Annotated in this window: 14 protein-coding genes; 3 read left to right on the plus strand and 11 right to left on the minus strand. The window is 44.4% G+C overall.

The genetic code is table 11. The annotated features are described in order from the left end of the window. Window positions 1-31: 31 nt before the first annotated feature. From fruA to fruB, 3 genes are read right to left on the minus strand one after another with little or no spacing between them, the layout of a single operon-like run. Window positions 32-1771, minus strand: a complete 1740-nt coding sequence (fruA, locus tag R7M92_RS05025) for a PTS fructose transporter subunit IIBC (protein WP_318132856.1) — start codon at window positions 1769-1771, stop codon at window positions 32-34. 18 nt (window positions 1772-1789) lie between these two features. After that, window positions 1790-2761 carry a 1-phosphofructokinase gene (gene pfkB, locus R7M92_RS05030; RefSeq protein WP_213867694.1) on the minus strand — a complete coding sequence of 324 codons (972 nt, stop codon included), beginning with the start codon at window positions 2759-2761 and terminating at the stop codon, window positions 1790-1792. A gap of 9 nt (window positions 2762-2770) precedes the next feature. Next, a complete protein-coding gene (gene fruB / locus R7M92_RS05035; protein ID WP_318132858.1) occupies window positions 2771-3904 on the minus strand; it encodes a fused PTS fructose transporter subunit IIA/HPr protein in 1134 nt (377 codons plus the stop codon). Window positions 3905-4278: 374 nt separating this feature from the next. Here fruB and cra point away from each other — a divergent pair, with 374 nt between their 5' ends. Further along, a complete protein-coding gene (gene cra, locus R7M92_RS05040) occupies window positions 4279-5259 on the plus strand; it encodes a catabolite repressor/activator (protein WP_213867696.1) in 981 nt (326 codons plus the stop codon). Window positions 5260-5276: 17 nt separating this feature from the next. On the opposite strand, the gene R7M92_RS05045 is transcribed toward cra, so the two are convergent. Continuing rightward, entirely contained in the window at window positions 5277-6230 is a 954-nt protein-coding gene (locus R7M92_RS05045) for an endonuclease/exonuclease/phosphatase family protein (RefSeq protein ID WP_170890110.1), read from the minus strand. Between the two features lie 226 nt (window positions 6231-6456). On the opposite strand from R7M92_RS05045, the gene R7M92_RS05050 reads away from it, so the two are divergent. Beyond that, a complete protein-coding gene (locus R7M92_RS05050) occupies window positions 6457-6990 on the plus strand; it encodes an RNA-binding S4 domain-containing protein (protein ID WP_005376400.1) in 534 nt (177 codons plus the stop codon). Between the two features lie 106 nt (window positions 6991-7096). Here R7M92_RS05050 and R7M92_RS05055 read toward each other — a convergent pair whose 3' ends face one another. From R7M92_RS05055 to R7M92_RS05085, 7 genes are all read right to left on the minus strand, one after another. Then, complete coding sequence (locus R7M92_RS05055; RefSeq protein ID WP_054576009.1) at window positions 7097-7915, minus strand: EAL domain-containing protein; 819 nt, start codon at window positions 7913-7915, stop codon at window positions 7097-7099. 92 nt (window positions 7916-8007) lie between these two features. Further along, window positions 8008-8928 (minus strand): amino acid ABC transporter permease, encoded by a 921-nt coding sequence (locus R7M92_RS05060; RefSeq protein WP_213972744.1) that lies wholly within the window; start codon window positions 8926-8928, stop codon window positions 8008-8010. 81 nt (window positions 8929-9009) lie between these two features. Next, window positions 9010-9828 carry a transporter substrate-binding domain-containing protein gene (locus tag R7M92_RS05065; protein ID WP_318132860.1) on the minus strand — a complete coding sequence of 273 codons (819 nt, stop codon included), beginning with the start codon at window positions 9826-9828 and terminating at the stop codon, window positions 9010-9012. 9 nt (window positions 9829-9837) lie between these two features. After that, window positions 9838-10635 carry an amino acid ABC transporter permease gene (locus R7M92_RS05070; protein ID WP_318132861.1) on the minus strand — a complete coding sequence of 266 codons (798 nt, stop codon included), beginning with the start codon at window positions 10633-10635 and terminating at the stop codon, window positions 9838-9840. After that, entirely contained in the window at window positions 10635-11369 is a 735-nt protein-coding gene (locus tag R7M92_RS05075) for an amino acid ABC transporter ATP-binding protein (RefSeq protein WP_053307675.1), read from the minus strand. Before R7M92_RS05075 ends, R7M92_RS05070 begins: the two co-directional genes overlap by 1 nt. Before the next feature lie 162 nt (window positions 11370-11531). Further along, window positions 11532-12188 (minus strand): lysoplasmalogenase, encoded by a 657-nt coding sequence (locus tag R7M92_RS05080; RefSeq protein WP_005376394.1) that lies wholly within the window; start codon window positions 12186-12188, stop codon window positions 11532-11534. A 294-nt stretch (window positions 12189-12482) separates the two neighbouring features. Continuing rightward, complete coding sequence (locus tag R7M92_RS05085; RefSeq protein WP_318132863.1) at window positions 12483-13631, minus strand: iron-containing alcohol dehydrogenase; 1149 nt, start codon at window positions 13629-13631, stop codon at window positions 12483-12485. 206 nt (window positions 13632-13837) lie between these two features. Here R7M92_RS05085 and R7M92_RS05090 point away from each other — a divergent pair, with 206 nt between their 5' ends. Next, complete coding sequence (locus tag R7M92_RS05090) at window positions 13838-14719, plus strand: AraC family transcriptional regulator (RefSeq protein WP_064354760.1); 882 nt, start codon at window positions 13838-13840, stop codon at window positions 14717-14719. Window positions 14720-14927: the final 208 nt, after the last annotated feature.

Below are 14927 nucleotides of genomic sequence, written 5' to 3' on the forward strand. Positions count from 1 at the left end.
AGGGTGGCATTGTTAACCGGAGTCGCTCTAATTAAGCTGCGACTTCTTGTTTCGCTTCTGCTTTGCTTTTTAAGAATGCGTAAGTAAAGCCAGTTACCGCTGTACCTGCTGCAATAGCCACTAAATACATTAATACTGGTGAAATTGCGTTAGGAATTAGCAGCACGAATAGACCGCCGTGTGGTGCCATTAATTTCGCACCGAATAGCATCGATAGGGCACCAGTAAGTGCGCCACCTGCCATACAAGATGGAATCACGCGCATTGGATCTTTCGCAGCAAATGGAATTGCGCCTTCAGAGATGAAACAAAGGCCCAAGACAAATGATGCTTTACCTGCCTCACGTTCATTTTGTTCAAATTTGTTCTTCGCAATGAAGGTCGCTAAACCCATACCTAGCGCAGGAACCATACCTGCGGCCATGATTGCCGCCATTGGCGCGTAAGTTTGTGAAGCCAGAAGGCCAACACCAAATGCGTAAGCGGCTTTGTTTACCGGGCCTCCTAGGTCGAAACACATCATTGCGCCAAGGATAATACCCAGTAGTACTGCACTGTCAGAACCCATGTTGTTTAGGAAGTCAGTCAGGCCGTTCATGATGCCTGAAACTGGGCCGCCTACGATGTAGATCATCACAAGACCAGTGAACAATGTTGCCACAAATGGAATGATCAGAATCGGTTTAAGCGCCTCCATAGATTGTGGCAGTTTCACCTTATCTGCGAGGAGTTTCGCTGCGTAACCAGCAATGAAACCAGCCGCGATACCGCCAAGGAAACCTGCGCCAGTAGAACTTGCTAGCATACCACCAACAAGACCAGGAGCCAGACCAGGACGGTCAGCGATTGAAAACGCAATATAGCCAGCAAGTACAGGAATCATCAATGCGAATGCAGAGCCACCACCAATGTTCATCAAGGCTGCTGCTAGTGTGCCTTCTTCTTTAAATGCTTCAATACCGAACACGAAAGATAGAGCGATGATCAAACCACCTGCAACGACGACAGGAAGCATGTGCGAAACACCCGTCATTAGGTGTTTGTAAGCGCCTTTTTTCTCTTCGGTGGTAGATGAAGAGTTAGCTGAACCAGAATGCTGATACACAGTGGCTTGCTCGAATGCTTTGTCCATCTCTACGGCTGTTTTTTTCAGAGCTGGACCTGTTTTCGTGTGGTACATCTTTTTGCCGTTAAAGCGATCAAGTGGCACTTCAATATCCGCAGCAATGATCACCAGATCGGCATCTGCAATTTCTTGCTCAGTCAGTTGGTTTTTAGCGCCAACTGAACCACGAGTTTCCACCTTGATTTGATGGCCACGACGCTTGCCTTCTTCTTCTAAAGCATCTGCCGCCATAAAGGTATGCGCAACGCCAGTAGGGCATGCCGTGATTGCAACAATCTTCTTTGATGCTGATGTTGCTTCAGCAATGATAGGGGCTGCAAGTGTGGTTGCTTTTTCAAGTAAAGTGGCGTTTTCAACCGCTTGCTGGAGAAACGCAGTTGCGTCTTTTGCTATTTCGCTAATTTCCGCTTGGTAAACCTTTTTTCCTACAAAACGAGAAGTGTCGACGCTAGTATTTGCCGCAATGACAATGACTTCGGCTTGTTCAACGTCAGCTTCCGTCAATAGTGTTGGTTCAACCACACTTGATTGACATTCTATTTTGGCATTCCAGTTTAATTTTGCGGCGGCTTGTTCTAGTAATCCTGCCGCAAGGATGCTATTTGCTACACCGCTCGGACAGGCAGTAATAATGGCAATATTCATACGATAACCTTCTGTTCCTTAGTTTTGTTCTAAGTTTGTAATAGGGTAAAGCGCGCTAACTTCAGTTTGTCGCTTGATATTTTCCAGTTCTTCCTGACTGGTTAGCCCTACGCCAACTTGACTAACTGCCAAAGCAGAAAGTGCCGTAGCGAAGCGCAATAAATCGTTTTTAGGCATCAGTTGCATGTGGCCCCAACACAAGCCAGCGACCAGCGTATCGCCTGCGCCAACGGTGCTCACTACATTCATTCGTGGTGGTTGAGCACGTAACCATTCGCCTTGGTTAAGCCACATCACGCCGTCTGCACCCATAGAAACTACGATGTTCTCAATACCTTTATCGCTTAGCGTTTGCGCTGCTTCTTGGCATTGTTCTGGCGTTGCTAGATGTTCGCCAACAAAATCACCAAGTTCTTCATCGTTAGGTTTAATCAACCATGGGTGAGCATCAATACCTGACTTCAATGCGGCTTTGCTACTGTCGAACAACACCTTTTTGCCTTGTTGATGCAGTGCTTCTATCCATGCAGCGCATTGTTCGGCGGTTACGCCTCCAGGTAAGCTACCTGCAAGTACAAAGTAATCATGCGTCTCCGCTAGACGAAATAGTGTCTCCTCAAAGCGAGTAATTTCGTCGGCCGCTACTTGAACGCCAGGGAAGTTGATATCACTGACGTTGCCATTGGCCTCAACCAGCTTAACGTTGATACGAGTGGCACCCTTTACTTCCACAAATTCATTCTTAACGTTGATGTCATTGAAAAGCTGATGAAATAGCTCAGGGTTATCTTTACCGAGAAAGCCGGTAACCGTGACGTCTGCGCCTAAATCGCTCAATACTTTTGCTACGTTGACACCTTTACCAGCAGCGTGGAGATTGCTTTGCTGTACTAAGCTCACGGAACCAACGTTTAGTTCATTTACTGAACCTGTTAAATCCAATGCTGGGTTGAGCGTAATAGTGACAACCTTATTTGTTTTGTTTGTCATATCGGATCCTTAACCTTCACCAAGGCCAGAAGCGATTGCATTTCCGATAGACTCCAAGGCTTGCGGTGCATCAGGGCCTTCCGCAGTAAATTGAAGTTGATGACCGTGCTTAACGCCAAGCGCAATGACTTTCATTAGGCTCTTCGCGTTTACTGTTTTGCCATCACCGTCTAGGTTGGCAACGCGAATAGTGGATTCAAATTTTTTCGCTTCCGCCACTAACATTGCACCCGGACGAGCATGTAAACCATGAGAGTTTTTGATTTTAAATACAGCGGTATTGCCTTCTTCTGAGGATGCGGCTGTGACTTCTTCACCTTTAAATAAAGCAAGAATCTGTTCTACTGATGCATCTAAAAGCTTGCCGTGCTCATTGTTAAACACGATATTAGAAAGCGTTTTTAGGATAGGCTGGTGAGCATTGTTACATGCCGCAAACGCGACAAGTGCACGCACTTTTTGACCTTCATATTCGCAGTCGTTTGCCGTCGAGACAAATGACACGCCTGTGCGAGTGACATGTTTGTCACTGCCAATTAACCACAGGCCATTACCTAAGTGAGTTGGTTGTTTGGTAACGAGATCAGCAACGAATTCGTTATCAGCACATCCCGTATTTTTTAACAGACCACCAGCAACAGCACTCATCTGTAGCATGTCGCTCGCAGGGAACATGAGTTGAATTAAAGAAGCGTCAAAGTCTGCTTCAAGCTGAACATCACCGTGCAGTAGGGCGATGATCTCGTCTTCGTTTTTTGCATTACGCAGACGCTCTTCTACGCCATCTGCGCCTAACACTTTGGTGAGCTGTTTAAGAATGCCAAGGTGCTCATCAGATTTAGCTGCGATACCGATAGCGACGAACACAGTATTGCCATCACCCCAGTCGACACCTTGTGGGAAGTGATGCACAGCAACACCCGTTGTTTTCACCATTGAGCGAGTGTCAGTCGTGCCATGTGGGATAGCAATACCGTTCCCCAAAAACGTAGAGTTTTGGTTTTCACGGTTTAGCATGCCTTCAACGTAACCGTGTTCAACTAGGCCTTTATCAGTCAGGCTATGAGCAATACTCTTTATTGCTTCAAACTTATCTGTCGCTGATTGCGAGAGGGTAATGTCGTTCTTATTTAGCTTAAGCATGGTGCTTCTCCAGCCTTAAGGTATCAATTTAAAAATGTATTCTGTGTGAGAATTTGAACGCCGCTTCTTCTGAGCGCTTACTCAATCCTCAAACCTTTTATCTTTCAAGCTAAATCGATTCAGCTTGTTGGTAAATTTTTTAAAAGACTCAGAAAAACTGTTTTAAAAACTGACGTTAACAAACGAGCCTTTGCCGCTGTCCTATAGCCTAGCTCACAAATTGGTTTGTTGCGTGTTCGGGTGATTTACGTCAATTTTTAAGTTTTGCTGAATCCTTTCAGCTTTTATACTGAATCGGTTCAGCTTATAATTCAACTTATCGAAAGATCGTTGATGTATTAATATGATCGCGCGCACAGAATAAGGTTTAGAATATGACACTGGATGAAATAGCCAAATTAGCGGGTGTTTCTAAGACAACTGCAAGTTATGTGATTAACGGAAAAGCGCAGAAATACCGCATCAGCGAGAAGACTCAGAAAAAGGTGATGGCCGTTGTAGATGAGTACAATTATAAGCCAGATCATGCGGCGTCTTCCTTGCGGGCAGGTAATTCACGCTCATTTGGGCTTATCATCCCAGACTTAGAGAACACCAGTTATGCGCGTCTTGCAAAGCTGATAGAGCAGAACTCCCGGAAAGCGGGATACCAAATTTTGATTGGCTGCTCTGATGATGATCCTGATACAGAGCAAAAGGTGGCGGAAGCATTAGTCAGTCGTCGCATTGATGCGTTGTTTGTGGCAAGTGGTATGCCCACTGCAAACGAGTATTATCTTAAGTTGCAAAATGCTGGTACGCCAGTTATCGCGCTAGACCGTCCAATGGATGATGAGCACTTTTGTTGTGTCATCAGCGAAGATTTTGATGCCGCACTTGAACTCACTCAGTCAGTACTGTCAGAGGATATTAAGTCCATTGGCTTAATCGGTGCATTGCAAGATCTTCAAGTCTCAAAAGAGCGTGAGCTCGGTTTTCTATCTGCTTCTCAACAAGGTTGTAAAATGGCAACAGTGGGTTATGGACAACACTTCTCCCGGGAAGAAGGCAAGAAAGTCTTAGAGAGGTGGTTAACAGAGAACGCATTGCCAGATGCCATTGTTACAACGTCATATACACTGTTAGAAGGTGTGTTGGATGTAATGCTAGAAAAACCAGAACTGATGGGAAAGGTGCGTTTAGCAACATTTGGTGATAATCGACTGCTGGACTTCTTGCCTGTGAAAATCAACTCTTTGCCTCAACAGTTTGAGTTGATCGCGGACAGCGCAATGGAGTTAGCACTCAACGCTTCCGCCAAGCGTTACAAGCCTGGCGTAGAACTTATCCCGCGTAAAATTGTGAAACGTCACTAAGTAACTAAATAGGTTGCTCAAAGCTTTACTTCAGCAGTCAGCGCCACAAATGCGTGGTCGCTGGCGTTTTTATCTCTGTCATAAATCGGGTTGATCAGATGTTGGTTAGACACCTGATAGTCAACAACCTCGGCAACCGATATATCTGATAAGGTGTCAAACTCTTGTGAGAGCAAGATATAGTCGAGTACATTCCCAGTGGAAAAATGATAATGCGTGGCTGGGCGTTCATCCTTCAGGGTGTCACTTTGCAATAACCAACCATCTTTGAGTTGTAATTCAGTGACGCTGTCACCAGTATTGGATACCAATGCGCTGTTAACGCTGATAGGAGTGATAGGTTGATTCATATCGCCCATTAACACTGTCGGCATTGGTTCTTTTCGATACCTCTTTTGCATCGCGTCTCTTAACATCGCTGCTTCCCAGCCTCTTTGCTGGGTGGATAACCAGCGCCCAATAATCGTGCTAGACGTTTCTGGTTGTTCTGAGTCGGCCGGGCGTTGAGATTTCAGGTGCGTTACGTAAACGGCGATATGACCAAGTACAGGATGTATTACTTGGGCATAGATAGGTTTGCGACTGAACTCTGGAGCAACACTTACTCCAAAAGGCTCAAGCGTTGCTAAGTCAAACTCTACCGCTTGTACTTTTTCTATTGGAAACCGAGAGGCGATTGCCACAACAGGGCTTGAGTAAATGTACTCATCCTCAACATGTGGGGTGTCAACGGTCGCAAAGTAGGGGTAGCCGATGGTTGAAAAAAATTCCTGGGTCTTCTCGATACTGAACACTTCTTGTAAGCCAATCACGTCGCCTTCCAGTTTTTCAACTTGACGTTGCGTCCACGAAAGTTTGTCTCGCCATTGCTCTAACGAGTATATGTTCTCGAAATCATAGTAGGCGTTAGGCGGTGCGACAAAATTAAACAAGTTCGCAGTGACAAAGGTAATTCTACTTGGTTGAGACAAAGTATTCGCTCTTTTCAACAATAACTTAGAGAGTATATACCTTCAGGTTGCGTAATTGCAGCCTCGTTTGAAGTTGGCATTGACGTAACAGCTTGCGAATGGTCAGTTAAATAGGTCAAGACGTGCTCAAAAGCCACAAAGAACCTGCGATAGAGCATTGGCTGAGGTTTCTATTTTGGGGCATTGCGTTTAAACTTCAGAGCATCAAATATGAAGAGTAAATAACATGACCCAAGATTACGACCACGAAGAGTATTTAGAAGGCGAAGAGATTGAGATCGAAGCGATTGGCATCGATGTTGATGCGCATCCAATCGAACTGTACAAGCTTTTTAAAATCGCAAACTTGGTCAGCGGTGGCGGCGAAGCAAAACATATCATCGAGGAAGGCTACGTCGCGGTGAATGGTGAACTAGAAACACGTAAGCGCCGCAAGATGTATGATGGTGACTTTTTTGAGTTTAACCAGGAATATTATGTTGTGGTTTGCGATGCGCCAGTAACCGAACCTGAAACGGCAGAGCAAAAAGCAGAAAAGAAAGCGAAAAAAGAAGCACAGTCTTCTCGTAAAGATAAGTCTCGTCAAAGTAAGTCACCTAAAGCCTCTGGGCCTAAATCAACAGGCCGTAAAGCGGCACATAAAGAGCGTAAAGCGCAGAAAGAAGCGTTGTCTCAGTCTGCTAAGAAAGGCAAAAAAGAAGACAAACCGCAAGCCACTCGTGATCCGAAGAGCGGACGTAATTCTATTGATTTTTTCTAGGGAAATGAACGCTTAACTAAATAAGTGACATCTGAGTAAAACTAAAAAGCGCCGAGCATATTATATCGGCGCTTTTTTGGTTTCACTGTGCTGTAAGTGGGCAGTGTTAATGCACTGTCGTCTCGATGTTTAGGCTATCTGTCCAGTGATGAATGGCGCAAGGCTTTCCTAAGTAAAAGCCTTGGTAATAATCCAAATTAAGTTGATACATAGCTTGTAGCTGCACGTCTTCTTCAACCCCTTCTATAATGACTTTTGCTCCCATATGATCCGCTAGATCAACGGCGCTATGTATGGAAAAGGTTTCTCCGGCGCAGTAGTCTAGCAAATAGGAACGATCGATTTTGATGATGTCAGGGCAGAGCTGCTGAACACGTGCGATATCAGAATGTTGGGCGCCAAAATCATCGATAGCAAAGATAAAACCATTCGCTTTCATTAACTGTACGGCTTTGATTAATAAATCCGTATCTCCGCATGACTCTTCGACTACTTCAAAAACTACGTCTGTTGGGCTCATACCAAGTTCGGAAAGGCGTTTGTAAAGCAGGCCGTTATCTTTAAAGCCCATGTCTTTGGTTAGTGTGAGTAGCGTTTGAGGCATGACGTTAAGAAACAGTTTGATCGGCGTCCCCGCGAAATAGCGTGCAAAATTTCGAATGTGCATTGCTCTGGATAAAAACTCTACACATAAGCGAAAGTAGGGATCAAGACCATTATTGGCCAGAAACACGTCAGGACGAATTAGGGAACCATCAATGCCACGAATACGCAGTAAGGCTTCCATACCAATAATACGTTGGCGTCTATCAAAAATTGGCTGATAAACACTGTGAAAAGTGAATTGATTGAGAACTACGTAATATTCACCAAGATTATCTTGTTTTATGTATCGCTCGTAGTCGGATTGATTCTTTAACTCCATGAAAAACGCCGAAAATTTAGCATCTTGTCAATGTAACAGGGTGCAATTCTGATTTGAAGAATCAAATGTGCCTAATTACATATGCGGTTGAGTTAATTTGAAATGGCTTCCGATTTTGCTTCAATATGGCGAAAAATAAGTGACAGACCAAAACAAATTAAGAAGTAAGCAAGGCCGACAATCAACCAAATTTCAAATATATACCCTGATGAATTTGCCATCTCTGTCCCAACAAACGTCATTTCTTGTATCGAAATCAGTGAAACAATAGAGGTGTCTTTCACCAAAGAGATGGTTTGACCGGCAAGTGCAGGTGTGATTGATTTAAGCACCTGTGGCGCGATAACAAATCGGTATTTCACCCATCGAGACAAGCCCAATGAGTCAGCCGCTTCCCACTGACCTTGGTCGATACTTTGTAAACCACCGCGCACAACTTCTGCAATGTAGGCAGAAGAGAGTAAGCCGACACATAACACGCCAGAGGCAAGGTTTTCCCAAAGGTTCGAAGGCCCAAACAGAAAGTGCTGTAGCGCATTTGGTTCGCCGTTGTAGTTTCGTAGAAGATCTTCCAAACCAAGTAACGGGATCAATTGGTTAGAAATGAAAAAGTAGAAAATAAAAACAAATACCAACGGAGGGATGTTTCTCACTAACTGGATAAACGCATTGGCAGGTGTGCGCAACCAAACGGAACGAGAGAAGCGTGCTAAGCCTAACAAAGTGCCAAACGCTAATGCGAAGCTTATGCCCCAAACACTGAGCCTTAACGTCGAAATCAAACCTTGGAAGAAGTAGGGCAAACCACCATCTGCTCTAGGCGTGAAAAGTAATTCAAGCGCCTCTTTCCACTGCCACAAATAATGCACACCAATAGTGGACCGATGGTACAGCCAAACACCACCGATACCGCACATGACAAGTAGTACCCAGTCTAGTGTGTTTAATTGCGGTAAAAGGTAGCCTGTGCTGGATTTCGCGGGTGCTGTGCGAGTGGTAGTGTGTTCGCCCAAAAATTTGACTCCGATAAGTTATGGAAAAGTAAAATGGATGATTGGAGAGTATAGGCTCGCGGCGTCCACGAGCCATTTAGATTACTGGCCTTGCGCGACTTGATCTTGCCAATCTAATGTCGAGAACCAGTATTCATAACGTTGTTTTAACCATCCATCTTGGGTTCTTGCTTCAATCCATTTATTGAAAAAGGCCTTTTTATCTTCTTCCCCCAAGCGAACTGCAAAGGCTTCGTTACCTTTTGATAGTCGCTCAGAGAATGGAAGGAATAGTTTGTCGCTGTGTTTCACTGTCTCATGTTCTGGTTTTGGGCTAGAAGCAATGACTGCGTGGGCGTTACCATTCAGTACCTCTTGGAACGCTTGCGCGTCGTCATCAAATTGCAGGATCTTCGCTTTCGGGAAGGTTTCTCTGGCGACTTGAACGGTGAATGCGCCACGACGGGCCGCTATTTTTATGCGTCGTGAGTCAAAATCTGAGAATTCGCTAAAACCAGAGGCGAGTTCTTTGTTTGCTGCTACTTGAACGCCTGAGTGCGAGTAGGGCTCAGTAAACAAGACGCTTCTGGAACGCTCAGGCGTAACAGACATGCCACCGATGATCACGTCGAACTTTTTCGCCAGTAGTGCGGGAATAATGCCATCCCACGCAGTCGGTACGAATTCCACTTTCAAACCTGAATCTTCTGCTAAGCGTTTGGCAACATCGATTTCAAAACCGATTAACTCACCTTGCTTGTTACGCATTGCCCAAGGTACAAATGTTGACATACCAACGCGCAAAGTGCCTCGTTCTTTGATTTGATCTACATTGGGTGTGGCGACATCTTCTTTCGCGATTGTAGGCATAGCGATGGCTAGCCCTAATAATGCAGTAATGGTCGCTTTGAATAACTTCATGTTATCTCCTTATAATTTGCGCCAACTGGCTCCGAGTTTGTGTTCTAGCCATGCAGACAAGCCAGAAAGTGACAGAGTGAGAGCAAGATAAATTGCTGCCACGGTGAACCAAATTTCGAACGGCATCGCCGTCTCTGAGACGATGTTGCGTGCCTGTGTTGTTAGATCAAAAATCGCCATCACGCTTACAATGGAAGAGTTTTTGATCAAAGAAACCACTTCATTGGTTAATGGCGGTAATGTGCGCTGTAAAACCTGAGGAAAAATTACGTCTTTGTAGGTGTAAAACGGTGATAGTCCGAGAGTTTGTGCTGCTTCGAATTGCCCTTTAGGAATACTGTTTAAACCTGCACGGAATATTTCCGCGGTGTAGGCACCTTGGAAAAGGGATAATGCCAAAACGGCGGTACTGAATCGGTCCAAACCAATCACGGGGCCAAACACGAAGTAGAGTAAATAGATTTGCACCAACAACGGCGTGTTACGTATTACTTCGACATAAGTGGTACCAATAACATTGCCGACTTTCGAATCGCTAAGCCTTAGTAACGCGGTAACCAACCCTAATACTAAGGTAAAAAATAGACTAATAGCCGAGATGTTAAGCGTGACCAATAGCCCATCAATTAGTTCTGCCGGCCACCATTCGCCATCTTCATAAAAAGCGATGTAATCAGGTACGCGCTCCCATTGCCATTGATAGCCCATAGCGTCGGCACCAGAGTCCAACACCCACACAATCGCGATGAAGAGGAACGTCATTTGCAGTAAAGCTTGAAGGACAGGTTTGATTACGCGAACTATCATCAGTAACTTAAAATTTGGTTCAAAAATGCTTGGGTTCGTGGATGCTGTGGTGTCTCAAATAAGGCGACTGGAGAGTTCATTTCCACGATTTGGCCTTCGTCCATAAATACCACGCGGTTCGCTACTTTTTTGGCAAATCCCATTTCATGCGTGACGCAAATCATCGTCATTCCGCTTTGAGCCAGCTCAACCATGACATCCAACACTTCGTTGATCATTTCCGGATCAAGCGCTGAAGTTGGCTCGTCAAACAGGAGTAAATCCGGTTCCATACACAAGGAGCGGGCAATCGCGACGCGTTGCTGCTGACCGCCAGAAAGCTGGATTGGATACTTACTCGCTTGCTCTTCAATATTGACTCGCTTTAGGTAATGTTTTGCGCGTTTTTCAGCTTCTTGTTTTGATAATTTGAGTGTGCGAATCGGCGCTAAGGTGAGGTTTTCCAGTACAGTCAAGTGAGGAAAAAGGTGAAAGTGTTGGAACACCATGCCGATTTTACCGGGCTTGAGAGATTTTGCGTGAGAAGGCTGGTCGAACACATGAAGCTGGCCTTCTTGAATCGATTCAAGATGATTGATGCAACGAATGAGCGTTGATTTTCCGGAACCTGAAGGGCCACACACCACGACGATCTCGCCAGAATGCACGGAGAAGTTGATGTCTTTTAGAGCGTGGTAATCGCCATACCACTTATTTACGTCGCTAAACTCAACGACGGGAGTATTCTCTTTCAAAGGGGCACGCTATAACGGAAAAATATCCTTTTACAATAGCAAGTTGTGCGCGTAATTTCATTAAGAATAAGCTAATGTTTAGGCGATGATTTTAAGACTCTATTCAGATCGCTTACAAGATACATCCATGTTTCTTTAATGTTGGTGCAGTCTAGAGTATGACTAACTCAGTTCAACGAGATACGGATAACGAACAACAATCGCAACAACAGACATAACCATTAATGTCTGTGCAGAATAGTAGGTCACCATGACAACTTGTCGTGAAAATATTGACCGTCCTCCAAAGCGTTCGAAAGCCAATACGATGCCAGAGATAATAAAGATAAAGCTTCCGAGCACTGCAAAGGAGGAGGATTGTGTTTTCCCACTCAAATAATACTCGATCGAAGCCCAGCACATAGTCATCAGTACCAATATATAACTGGCAACTGGCCGTTTCTCTTTACCGAGATCCGGTCGGAACAACCAGTAGACGCATATACCGAGTCCGAACAAGGCAATTGGGAGCCAAGGTGTAAAATGCCACGCTGACATGATGGCAAAACCATAACTATAGGAGAGATGGGCAGAGCAAAAGAGCACTAATCCTGTAATGAACTTGTCTCTAGGGAGCATTAATAACACGTCACCAAGCAACGAGAGCGATAAGCCAATCAAAATCCAATGCGCATATGGCATTGGGTAAGCCGGGGACTGAATTAAAATACCAAGCATACAGAGCACTGGTAATGGTTTAGAAACGTAAAAGAGCCATTTAGAGCCTTTACGGATACTGATGATATGTATGAATGCTAATACGACAACAACTAGCCACATAAAGTGTTTTCTCGAACAGACAAAATTATGTAGTACATCACTACAACAAATCAAAACTTAATTAACGAGTTAACTCGTTCTTTGATCTCAATTATTTTTATTTGTGTAAAGCTGGACAGTTGTCTCTTTACTAACCAACACGGCCGATTTTTTGTCTGGAGGGAATCGTTGTTTTTAGAAGCCTCCTCGTTTTGAACGTGATGTGGCTTACAAAATAGCATAAAAAAACGGTATTGTGACTGTTAAGTCACAATACCGTTAAACCCTAGGAAGGGCAGTGAAGAGTTGTTGCAGTTATGAGACAGCTAACTCTAAGATTTCTCGGCTACGTTCAAGTGTGATCGCCTGGTTTTCACCTAAAACAGTCATGCCGTGTTTGTTTAGTTGATCAATGATGGCATCGATAGCTTGTTCACGGCTCTCACCATAGTTTTCGAGCTTAGTTGCGACATCAAGTTGATGATAAAACGCTTCGATAGATTCGATTGTGCGCTCTGCTAAATCCTCACCTGCTTCAAGACCAAATACGTTGCGGCCCATTTGTTCTAACTTAGGGCGCTTAAACTGCATTTGGTTACGAAGTAACGACGGTTGGACAATTGTAAGAGAACGCGCATGATCAACGCCCCATAGAGCCGTTAATTCATGGCCGATCATATGTGTCGCCCAGTCTTGTGGAACGCCACTACCAATTAACCCATTCAATGCTTGGTTAGCAGACCACATTAAGTTTGCGCGCCACATATCGTCGTCTCGTTCCGCAAACTGTTCTCCGAGTGTTTTTAAAGTTTTCAGCAGTGTTTCTGCGTAACCATCTTGAACCATTGCACCGGTAGGAAGCGTCAAGTATTGCTCACATACGTGCACCCATGCGTCAACAATGCCGTTGATAAGCTGGCGTTCTGGCAGTGTTTTCATTACATCTGGGTCTAACACGGCAAATTTTGGCTGCACTGCTGGAGACATGAACGGAAGTTTGTCTTGAGTTTCTTTTTTAGTGATAACTGCGCCCATGTTTGACTCTGAGCCTGTTGCTGGCAATGTCAAAATTGCAGCTAGAGGCGTCGCTTCAGTGACTTGGTGATTACCAATCATGATATCCCAACCATCACCATCATACTTTGATGCCGCTGCTACGTATTTGGAGCCATCGATGACTGAACCACCACCTACCGCTAAAATAAAATCAACACCATGCTCTTTTACCATTGCGACTGCTTTATCGAGTGTTTCTTTGGTTGGGTTTGGTTCAACACCTGAAAACTCTAGCCATTCATGTCCCTCAAGAGCTTCTGCTACTTGGTCGTACACGCCATTTTTTTTGATGGAGCCACCACCGTATACCACTAAAACTTTTTGGTCGGATGGGATAGCTTCTTTGATTGCTGCGATTTGTTTTTGACCAAAGAAAATCTTGGTTGGGTTTACATAAGAAAAGTTCATTATTAGCCCTCTTGCTTCCAGTGAAGGAGATTGAATACATGCATATTAGTCCTGATTAACGATCGTTAACAGGTCGATTTCTGCAAATAATTTGCCTATTTCTACAAAATTAATGCTCTTGAGCTAGAAAGTTAAAGTCGAGAGGAAGTATAGTGCTCGAAACGATAATAGAGACCAAACTCGTTGGTCATTGATGGAGCGCTCTAATGCACACTCTCGCAGATATCATGCAGCAATATGTTGAAAAGCAGGGGCTGCATGACCTAGAAGGTATGAAGAAAACAGCGATAGATGGCGTATGGTTTTATCGCAGTAGCAAAGGGAATCATCGCCAGCCGTTTGTCTATCAGTCCGGCATCATCGTATTGGGTCAAGGGCATAAGAACATTCATATTGGTGATACACCAGTGCAATATGGGCCCGATGATTACCTTGTTGTCGGGGTTCCCATGCCACTAGAGTGCGAAGCGTTTGCGACAAACAATGAGCCTTTACTTGGCATTTCGATAGATATTTCGCCAACGCTTCTTCATAAACTCGTTAAAAAATTAGAGGCTGAAAAATTCAGTAATAAGTGTCTGGATGCTACCCGTTGCGGCCTTAAGTCGGTACGTATGAATGAAGGTATGTTGGATGCGTGCAAACGGTTAATGAAAGCAATGTGTAACGAGCTTGATGTCATCATGCTTGGCGAGTTGCTTCTTGAGGAAATTGTGTATCGTACTTTGGTGAGCAAAGAGGGGTATGTTTTATTTGACCTAGCACATCAAGAAGGTTCTTACGCGAGGGTAGCTAAAGCACTAAATCGTGTACATCAAGCGTATCACGAACAGTTGAACGTACAAGCATTGGCTGAAGAAGCCAACATGAGTGTGTCTGCTTTCCATCAAGCATTTCGCAATGTCACGCTTGAATCTCCGTTGCAATATATTAAGAAAGTTCGACTTAACAAAGCGCGCGAATTGATCCAGTTAGAGGGGCGACGTGTTAATGATGCAGCGAGAATGGTTGGGTACACGAGCCCATCACAGTTTAGTCGCGAGTACAAGCGGCATTTTAATGAAACGCCAAGGTCAACAAAGGCTTAGTGATCTTTATTTCAAAATGGCGACTTTTTTTACCTTTTTTATTAATTTGCGAGTGACATATTTATTTAAGTTATAAAATTAGTTACTGGTGCCAAATAATAGGTACGTTGTTGCAATCATTTAGTGGATTGTTGCGAGGCGGTGTGGAAAACTCGTAAATAGATAGTGTGAAATCACCAACTTGTACTTAAGTTATTTTACGTCGAAA

Origin of the sequence: Vibrio sp. Vb2880, assembly GCF_033337975.1 — a bacterium.
Classification (GTDB): Bacteria; Pseudomonadota; Gammaproteobacteria; order Enterobacterales; family Vibrionaceae; genus Vibrio; species Vibrio alginolyticus.

Coding starts and splice junctions, on each gene's coding strand:
- fruA (WP_318132856.1), bottom strand. CDS start 1,771: ATGAATATTGCCATTATTACTGCCTGTCCGAGCGGTGTAGCAAATAGC.
- pfkB (WP_213867694.1), bottom strand. CDS start 2,761: ATGACAAACAAAACAAATAAGGTTGTCACTATTACGCTCAACCCAGCA.
- fruB (WP_318132858.1), bottom strand. CDS start 3,904: ATGCTTAAGCTAAATAAGAACGACATTACCCTCTCGCAATCAGCGACA.
- cra (WP_213867696.1), top strand. CDS start 4,279: ATGACACTGGATGAAATAGCCAAATTAGCGGGTGTTTCTAAGACAACT.
- R7M92_RS05050 (WP_005376400.1), top strand. CDS start 6,457: ATGACCCAAGATTACGACCACGAAGAGTATTTAGAAGGCGAAGAGATT.
- R7M92_RS05055 (WP_054576009.1), bottom strand. CDS start 7,915: ATGGAGTTAAAGAATCAATCCGACTACGAGCGATACATAAAACAAGAT.
- R7M92_RS05065 (WP_318132860.1), bottom strand. CDS start 9,828: ATGAAGTTATTCAAAGCGACCATTACTGCATTATTAGGGCTAGCCATC.
- R7M92_RS05070 (WP_318132861.1), bottom strand. CDS start 10,635: ATGATAGTTCGCGTAATCAAACCTGTCCTTCAAGCTTTACTGCAAATG.
- R7M92_RS05080 (WP_005376394.1), bottom strand. CDS start 12,188: ATGTGGCTAGTTGTTGTCGTATTAGCATTCATACATATCATCAGTATC.
- R7M92_RS05085 (WP_318132863.1), bottom strand. CDS start 13,631: ATGAACTTTTCTTATGTAAACCCAACCAAGATTTTCTTTGGTCAAAAA.
- R7M92_RS05090 (WP_064354760.1), top strand. CDS start 13,838: ATGCACACTCTCGCAGATATCATGCAGCAATATGTTGAAAAGCAGGGG.